The sequence below is a fragment of the Vreelandella glaciei genome (genome assembly GCF_013415125.1).
GTDB lineage: Bacteria > Pseudomonadota > Gammaproteobacteria > Pseudomonadales > Halomonadaceae > Vreelandella > Vreelandella glaciei.
The window spans coordinates 71110-79567 of sequence record NZ_JACCDE010000027.1; the positions used below are offsets into that span (position 1 = coordinate 71110).

General features: G+C 56.4%; 5 protein-coding genes. All 5 read right to left on the reverse strand.

What is annotated here, in order from left to right:
• Positions 1–23: 23 nt before the first annotated feature.
• From HZS80_RS17200 to HZS80_RS17220, 5 genes are read right to left on the reverse strand one after another with little or no spacing between them, the layout of a single operon-like run.
• Positions 24–3005 carry a hypothetical protein gene (locus HZS80_RS17200; RefSeq protein WP_179916743.1) on the reverse strand — a complete coding sequence of 994 codons (2982 nt, stop codon included), beginning with the start codon at positions 3003–3005 and terminating at the stop codon, positions 24–26.
• Positions 3002–3784, reverse strand: a complete 783-nt coding sequence (locus HZS80_RS17205) for a M48 family metallopeptidase (RefSeq protein WP_035557843.1) — start codon at positions 3782–3784, stop codon at positions 3002–3004. The genes HZS80_RS17200 and HZS80_RS17205 overlap by 4 nt, the downstream gene beginning before the upstream one ends.
• A gap of 9 nt (positions 3785–3793) precedes the next feature.
• Positions 3794–6406 (reverse strand): TraG/VirB4 family ATPase, encoded by a 2613-nt coding sequence (locus HZS80_RS17210; RefSeq protein ID WP_035557840.1) that lies wholly within the window; start codon positions 6404–6406, stop codon positions 3794–3796.
• Position 6407: 1 nt separating this feature from the next.
• Positions 6408–6905 carry a TraV family lipoprotein gene (locus HZS80_RS17215; RefSeq protein ID WP_035557838.1) on the reverse strand — a complete coding sequence of 166 codons (498 nt, stop codon included), beginning with the start codon at positions 6903–6905 and terminating at the stop codon, positions 6408–6410.
• A 4-nt stretch (positions 6906–6909) separates the two neighbouring features.
• On the reverse strand, positions 6910–8160 hold the full coding sequence (locus tag HZS80_RS17220; protein ID WP_179916744.1) for a TrbI/VirB10 family protein: 1251 nt from the start codon (positions 8158–8160) through the stop codon (positions 6910–6912).
• Between the last annotated feature and the right edge of the window lie 298 nt (positions 8161–8458).

Here is an 8458-nt window from a genome sequence, read left to right on the forward strand (position 1 = left end):
CATCTCCGCAAGGTGATGTTTGGTCAACTGAACAGCTTAGGCACTCCTTTTACTTCCGCCTTGGCACCGGCAGGCTTGGATGACCCTCTGCTCGCTTTCACTTGGCCTGTCTGTTCGCTTTTATCCGCTGGCGCTTCGTTGTTTAAAGCCTTTTGGCGACCAGCCGAGGTCCCACCTCGCTTCTTCAGGCGTCGCTGGATAGGTGAGGATGTCCGTACATCTTTCTGCCCAGACACAGCCGATTTCTGCTGTTCTGTAGCACCTTGCGTCGTTTTATCAACCATGACAGTAGGGACTGGCTGATGGCTCGGCTGTGTCACTGGGGACTCATGCTCAGCTGTGGCCAGCATTGCCTCCCCCAGGCCAAGTTGAATATGGGTATCATTCGGTGCGTTATCGGCCTCTGGACTCCAGTCACCCAGCTCAGCCGAAACATCACTATGGTTATCTGCGTCAGCCCCTAGCGTCAGCTGACTAATCTCTGAAAAGTCATTCGTGGGTTCGGCTTGCTCAGCGATCAGTTCAACATCCCCCCCGCTTGTTGTGGGCGAAATTTGGTCATTGGTCGCTATCTGTGCAACGTTCCCACCGGCCGCCTCAACAATCTCATTTAGTAACCAAGCTCCCTCTGATTCTCTTTTAAATCCTGCTGGAGTCTTAGTATGAATGGAATTACTCATCCCATCCTGCTCATAATGTGCAATATCCCCACCGACACCGGGGACATCCTCTAGCAGCCAAGCGCCAACTATAGCCTTTTCGTCGCCTGTTTCAGCTTTGGCTGAGGCCTGCTGATTCTGGGCATCATTGCCTTTCTGTGCAGCATCCCCACCGCAAGGTATTGGCTGGCCCGTGCCTTCCTGTGTAGTGTTCTCACCTGCCGTATGAGAATCGTCCAGCAGCCAGGCACCATCTATAACTTTTTCTCCGCCTGTTTCAGCCATTGCGGAAGCCTGCTGGTTCTGGGTGCCATTGCCTTTCTGTGCAGCATCCCCACCGCAAGGGGTGGGCTGGCGCATCTCTTCCTGTGCAGTATTCCCACCTGCCGCATGGAGATCATCCATCAGCTTGGCACCGGCTATATCTTTTTCTTCGCCTGTTTCAACCATTGCGGAGGCCTGCTGGTTCTGGGTGTCATTGCCTTTCTGTGCAGCATCCCCACCGCAAGGGATGGGCTGGCGCGTCTCTTCCTGTGCAGTATCCCCACCTGCCGCATGGAGATCATCCATCGGCTTGGCACCGGCTATATCTTTTCCTTCGCCTGTTTCAACCATTGCGGAGGCCTGCTGGTTCTGGGTGCCATTGCCTTTCTGTGCAGCATCCCCACCGCAAGGGGTGGGCTGTCGCGTCTCTTCCTGTGCAGTATTCCCACCTGCCGCCTGGGAATCATCTAGCAGCCAGGAGGAAGCCACGTCGGTATTCGTGAGTGATTCATGGCTGAATGTAGAGGTTTTGCTCGCTGCCCCTAAACTCTTCTGTGCAGCATTCCCACTGGTTTTCGTTGCATCACCCGTACCCGTAGGCACTGAAGCAAACAGGCTGACATCACATACGTCTGACGCTGGAATACCTTTAGGCTTAGTCATGCGCTCTTCCCGCTTACCACTGTCTTTTGTTGGCGCAACGCCAGCGTTGCTACTGTGCTTGCCCTGGGGGCTGAGGACGGTTACCTCATAAGCGGTTTCTCGCGGGTATAGGCCTTGGTGTTCTACTGGCAGCTCCACCGCGATCATTCCCCTGAACTCGATTATGCCGGAACGTACCCGCCACAACGCTTGGTCAGATGGCAACGTCCAGGTCTTCGCCGCTTCGCTCCCCTCTAGCACTCCCTCGATTTCAGTGATGAGCCAGCCGCGATCGGCCAATGCTGCCAAAAGTACCTGTGTAAACTCCCCTGATTTACCTCGGGCTCGAAAGTCACCGCCAAAGGCCGCGGCAACGTCATCATCCAGCTTGGAAAGGGCTGTCTCCCGAACATGATGTTCGGAGAGGTAAAGCCGCTCACCAACGCGGAAGCCTGCCGCTTTGACACGCTTCGCTAAACCTTTCACCTGATAGGGTACTTGGGGAACCACTCGCAAGAACGTTTCGATCGCCAGCTCCTGGACGTTCAGATTCTCAAGCACCTTGCGTTTCTCGCCTCGTGTAGCGAGGCCGTCTATCTCTCGCAGCTGCTGGAGGAGAGTGACTGCGCGGCGCACCCCCTTGCTACTGAGGCCAGGGAAAGCCACTGGCATCAGGTTGGGAGAATGCTCGTATTTTACTGCCAGCAACAGTATGGCTCGCTCATCCTCAGGCAGCTCCCACCACGCGGGGAACTTTGCCAACAGACGCCCGCTCTGTTTATCGTGGTAGGACAGGCGGACCCACTGCCCGTCCTGTTTCGCATGCGAAACAGTCTTGCCAATATCATGTGCTGCCGCGGCAAGAGGGAGGAGGGGATCGGCACCTTCGTACTCGAAGGCCTCATCGATCACGCCTAGATGGTGCTCAAGCAGTGTCGTACTGTGGCCGTCACCGCAAAAAGCATCAGGGTGAGCCTGGAGGTAACCGAGCAACTGGTTAATTAGCGGCATGTGATGTGCCGGAACGTTACCCGACAGCTGCGCTTTCACTGGCTTGAAGTTAATCGGATCAGGATAAGGCATGTACGTAATTGAGAGATCCATGCCCCGGAACTCACCGCGAGATTTAGCGCGCTGTCGACGTGTTATTAATCCCATTCCCACTATGAGCAGAACGATCACAGAGCCAGCAGCCATTCCCCCGGCTAACCATGGCCAGACAACACGCAACCTTGCCAGGACGACCTCAGTGGCCGCTGATGCCGCGTTCGCGGGGTTTATCTCTTCGTCACCCTCTACCCAAAAGCCAGCGCCAGCTAGCCACTCCTGCAGCGTTTCCGGCCCCATGAAGTAAAAAGCAGTAGCCGCGGCGAGACTGTAGAAGATAGTTAGAGCAATAACGGATCTTAGCAGTGTCGAGCGATACCCCATCAAACTCATGTCATACGCTCCAGGCGCTTGATACGCCGATATGTCGGCGGATGTGTCGAGAAAAGCCCCCAGCTCGATTCAAGACCCGTAGAGAGCCTACTGAGAAGCCGGCAGCCTGCTATTGGAGAGGCAACACGCGCCGCGTCACGGTCGGCACGATATTCCATTAGATGCCCTAAGTGGCGGTCCAAGACTTTGAAAAGCCCTAATGCCAAGCGAATCCCCAAGCTCGCCACAGAAAAGTACAAGCCGCTCAACAGGCCAATCAGGGGAATGGGACGAAGAATTGTATAGATCAACCGCGCCAGCCAAAGCGCCACCCGCAAAATGCTGTGCTGCGTCCACCAGTATAGGCTCGCAGACGCATCGCCGCGGCGAAGGTGTGACCTCTCGTGCGCCAGCAGCCACTCAAGCTCATCAGGAGGCAGATTGAGGGCGCCCCGGGAAACGATTACAACGCCACCCGTAGGGCTCGGCATAGCATAGGCCTGAAGGGCAGGCGTCTCGTAAACCCAGACACGATCTGCAATCTCACGAGCCCTTGGGAATAGCCGGCCGATACGGTAACTGGCTGGCGCCAGCCTAAGCCCTAGCCAGGCGAGGGCAGTTAGCCACCCACCTGCGAGGTAGGTGGCCTTGGCCAGCCAAGTGACTGTCATAAGCTCACCAGGGGGACGTATGAACTCCAGGGGTAAGCCAACGAAGACCACCACCGGCAATACCACCATCACAGTATAACCAAGCGCCCCAGCGAAACAGGCCGACAAGGCAGACAGGAGCGCCAGCATAAGCCAATCCTACCCTTGCCCCTCGGCCAGCATGCGGATGGCCTCCTGCGTGTTGTAGCCCGCTGAAGTGAGCTTCATCAGGCGTGCCTGGTCCTTGGGATTGGTCGAATATAGGAAGTAGGAGTAAGGATCGACCACAAAGCGGAAAAGGCCACCCCCGCTCTCGTGCTTGACGAAGACCTCCGAATAGCCGGCACCGGGCTTCACACCGCGCAGCATATCGAATAGGAATTCGTCTTCGCCGCCCAGCTTTCCGTTTTTCTGTGCGTAGTCGAGCGAGGGACCCGACTGCTTGAGCACAAACGTCCAAGGTGCATTGTCGAAGGCAGCCTGAGCGGCCGGCGACAGGTCGGTATCCTTGAAGCCCTGTGTAATGAAACCGGCACTGCCGTAATACTTACGGATGCGCCGGAAGGCGGTTTCGATAAACTTCCCGCTTTTCGGGTCCGCGAGTAGATCCCATGCCTCATCGATCAGCATCATTTTCGGGATGTTGCGTGGGCGCAGATACATGTCCCGCGTCGTCCGAGCCATCAGGAGTGTCATGACCACATTCCGAAGCTCACGATCGACGTTTAGCTCTTCCAGCTCGAGTATGGTGAACTCATTGGAAAGATCCAGCTGGGGCTCACCGTTGAACCATGCGGCATGCCGACCTACGGCATACGGCTCCAACTGCAACGCAATACTCTTGGCCACCGGATCACTGTCTGCCCGGGACTCAAGCCACTGATAGACATGCTTGGTTTCCATGACCTCGCCATGTTTATCGTGCGCCTCAAGGATGCCTTTTTCGATCAACTGGTATTCGTAGTTGTCGGGCTCACCTAGGGGGAACGCCATCTGAGATATGGCATCCTTCAGCACCGGGATCATTTCTGCGATCTCGCTGCCACCTTCATCATCGTCGTAACGCTGCTTGCCTTTGATACCCCAGAATGGGTTAAGTGAGACCGGATGGTTAGGATCAAACCTCAGTTCCTGACCGCCCAGCAGTTCACACAGCTCCTTATAAGAGCCGCCCACGTCAATGATACGGACCACGCCATCACGACAGCGCATGTCGGTAACGAATTCGTTGGCAAGGAATGACTTACCCGCACCCGAGGTCGCGATCACCGAAAAATTGTATGAGGTGGCCGAATCAAAAATGTCGATACACGACATTTGACCGCGGCGAGAAACCAGCAACAGTCCGTTTGCGTAGAGGTAAGGGTTCCCCTGTGGGTCTTTGCGTACTACTGGCCCGTTACCGCCCCAATCGCCCTGGCAGATTGAGGCGCAAGCGCCGTTTAGGCTGGACACCATCTGTGCCCGCTGAAGGCCTGATGTAGGCTTGTCCATGCGTGGGTTGTAGCCCCATGGCAAAGACGACAACCAGATAGGCAGCGAGATATAGCGTTCACGCGAGGCTCTGAAGCCTGCTTTCCGCCACAACGAGGAAACATAGTCCGCGTCCGAAGCTGCTCGCTCGGGTTCGGTGATGATATTGATCCCCGACCACATGCGTACCGGGCAGTAGTTTGAGCGAGTATCGTTGAGCAGCTGCTGGGTATCTCTACGCCGCGTGAAGAGGTGCGGCATCATCCCCTTGTACCACTCGGAATCACTCATGCATTGCTTTGAGATCATGCCCATTCGCATGGTGATGTCATCACGAGCCTTTTCGGTGTTCGGCTTGTAGATGGTGGTATACATCCAGTAGGCCGGCGCGATCCGATCGGTCGCCGACTTCAACTCCCCAAGCATGTCACCTGTCATGTAGAGACGCAGGTAGTCCGGGTAGGTGTCGATGGTCAAAGGGACAACATCCACCTCCCTTTCATTGTCGCTAAACTGGACTGCACCCGAGGACTTCACTCGAATGCGTGTGCGCTTATCGAAAATGGAATCAATGAAGTGACCACCTTCCTCCTCCAGGCGTTGAAGCTCCCCTGGCACCATTTGTGGGTTGGCTATGCGGCGCAGCACACGTCGCGTACCCAATTCGTTCATCAGGGCAGGGGACAGGCCCATAGAGCTGAATGTCCCCATCACCGACTGCCGGAATTCGTCGCACATGTGCCGCCATGAACGAATCTCTTCAGCATGCTCTGGGTCACCGCCAAAGGTCATGGTGAAAAAGGCGAAGTAATGCACCTCCCGGGGATATAGACGCTCATTCGGTAGGAGGCTTTTGTTCCCGGCCGCGGCGTCAAGCATGTGCTTGCTACGGCGCTCTACCAGCTCTTGGAGCATAGGGTCTTTGCAGTAACGTAACCGCCGTGCCTGCCAGGTATTTATCCGGTCCTCAATGGCCGGCGAACTATGGGCGACGAACTGGATAACCGTGTCCGCTGGCGCTCGCGTAATCAGCGACTCGATTTGCTCCTCGATGTCCTTGCCAGCCACCATCAATGGCGCAAACTGGACGCCGAAGCCAAGCTGAGGATGTTTACCATCATCCCGGACACAGTAGTTATCTTCATAGTCGATGTAGGGGAGCAGGCTCGCGGGATCATCCCGCTCAGTCAGCGCCTCGGCTGCCTGGAGGGGGAGGGCGCGATCGCCATAATCGGGAGCGCCCTGCTGGATCATGCGGCGCACTTGGTGCCGCATACGAGTCATCGCGGTTATCTTCATATCAATTCTCCGGGACGATCTGCATTTGCGGCTGAATGCGATAAGGATTCACGCTGGCGTCTTGCCCTCTCGGCGCGATGTGTTGAACACCCGGAGAAGGTCCGATCATGCCTGCCCCAATGCCATCGTCACGCAGCTGGCCATAACTCCAGTCATCAGGCAGAGTCACATACAGGTATTCGCCCGATCGTAGAATGCCGTCATCACCGCGCCATGGCGCCACCCAGATACGCACCGGTTTACCTGGCTGGTAGACAGGCATATCGGTTAGGCCTCCCCCGCTATAGGGTCGCCATTGCTCGATCTTTTCTTCTTCAGCTTCTGAGCCATCCTTACGGCCCTCCATCACTGTTTCAGAGGAACCACTATTTGCCACCGCAGCTTCATAAACATCGCCGGTACCGACACACTCGCTTCCCAGCTCACAATCATGCTGGACAGTGGCACACCCACCGAGGAACAGCAGGGCGGTCAAGGGGATCATCAACTTTAAGCTCATCGTATTAGCCCTCGCTCGGCATCTTGTCGGCCAGCTCGTAGGCTTCCCACTCGAGCTTCTGGCCTTCCTGGATTACAACAGTGCCACGGCGCCCTGATGGAACCTCGATCACCGGGAACATGGATTCAGCCTCTTCGATGTAACGCTCTGCCAGTATCTCCATCGCGCGGCCTGCACCGCCGTACATGCCAACCTCGGCGACACTGTTCGGGTCGATGGTGGTGACAACGCCGCTGCCTGTGACAGCCGATTCAGCACCTTGAGCTGCTGTTGCAGCAATGCTGCTGGCGCCTTCTGCGAAGCCAGCAAGCATGGCCTTACCCAGCAGGGCGCCAGCACGTCGCTCAACTTTGCCGCGAAGCCCCAGACGGCCATCCGAGTCCACGATGTAGCCATTGATTGGAGACTCAAGCATCATTCCAGTCCGTGTATCGACACAGGAAATACGAGAGACGTTGATATGCGCTCGCTCGCTCGACAAATCACCGTAGCCACCGCCCATACCAAAGCAGTCAGCGAGGCGATACCGCGCACTGCCAGGTAGGAATGCATCGTTTTGAATGCGGAATAGCACCGGCTGAGGGTTGTTGCGGGTACGCTCGGCAGCGCCAAAGTCAGCGCCAGTCAACATTGCCACCTCAGAGAACGACCCCATAGGGAGGAACCCAGCTTTAGGTGGCCCCAGATCCTCTTCTTCGTCATCCTGCTGAGCCGCTTCATTACGTAAGATGCGAGCGCTGGACTCACCACTTGAGCCATTGAGTACGATCGGGTCAGCCGGTCCTTCTTCCTTCTGGAGCTGTGGAAACTGTGAAGGAATGACGCCGCCCTGTGTCGACGATTGTTGCCTCGGGGGTAAACCGGCACGGCCAGAGTCACCATCTCGACGCGCTACCGGGGGCGGAGGTACCGCGCTAGCGTCGTCGCCTCGGGGGGGGCGAAGATAGTCAGACGGGGCACGGTTGGCGTCGGTGCTTCTGTTTGAAGATGTGCCAATGCGAACCTCACTGGTGCCATCATCTCCGCTAGAAATATCGGCTAGTCGTGTGCGCAGCGACTCCATGGTTTCCCGCGTTTGCTCGCGTTCGGATTCCATGCCAGCCTGCATTTCTTCGAGCTGCGCCTGAAGTCGTGCATCCCTCTGCTCTTGACTCTCGCGCTGGTCTGCCAATTCTTCATGAGCCTCCCTTAACTGTTGTTGAAGTCGGGAAATAGTGACTTCCTCCCCATGCCGTGTATCCGGCGTGGTGTCCATAAATTCCGGGGGAGGGGGCGCTTTATTGCTACTGTTGTCTCGTGCGCTAATAGCGTTACTTGCCACAAGCCAGATGACTAGGCAGGCCCCACCACCATATAGAAGCCACTTTCTTCCCTGCGCTCGCTCCAACAGGCTCTGAGAGACTACCTTGGACTTAGCTCGGGCCTTGGCCACCCTAGCCTGGATTTCTCATAGTACCTCAGCCAGTACCGCACTCAGGCTGTAACACCGCTAAACACCTACTGGCTCGACTTACATCGGCTACTTTTTAACCACTTTCCGTCCTTCAGACACA

Excerpts from the sequence above, each read along its gene's own strand:
- HZS80_RS17200 (WP_179916743.1), bottom strand. The coding sequence starts at position 3,005 with ATGAGTTTGATGGGGTATCGCTCGACACTGCTAAGATCCGTTATTGCT.
- HZS80_RS17205 (WP_035557843.1), bottom strand. The coding sequence starts at position 3,784 with ATGCTGGCGCTCCTGTCTGCCTTGTCGGCCTGTTTCGCTGGGGCGCTT.
- HZS80_RS17210 (WP_035557840.1), bottom strand. The coding sequence starts at position 6,406 with ATGAAGATAACCGCGATGACTCGTATGCGGCACCAAGTGCGCCGCATG.
- HZS80_RS17215 (WP_035557838.1), bottom strand. The coding sequence starts at position 6,905 with ATGAGCTTAAAGTTGATGATCCCCTTGACCGCCCTGCTGTTCCTCGGT.
- HZS80_RS17220 (WP_179916744.1), bottom strand. The coding sequence starts at position 8,160 with ATGGACACCACGCCGGATACACGGCATGGGGAGGAAGTCACTATTTCC.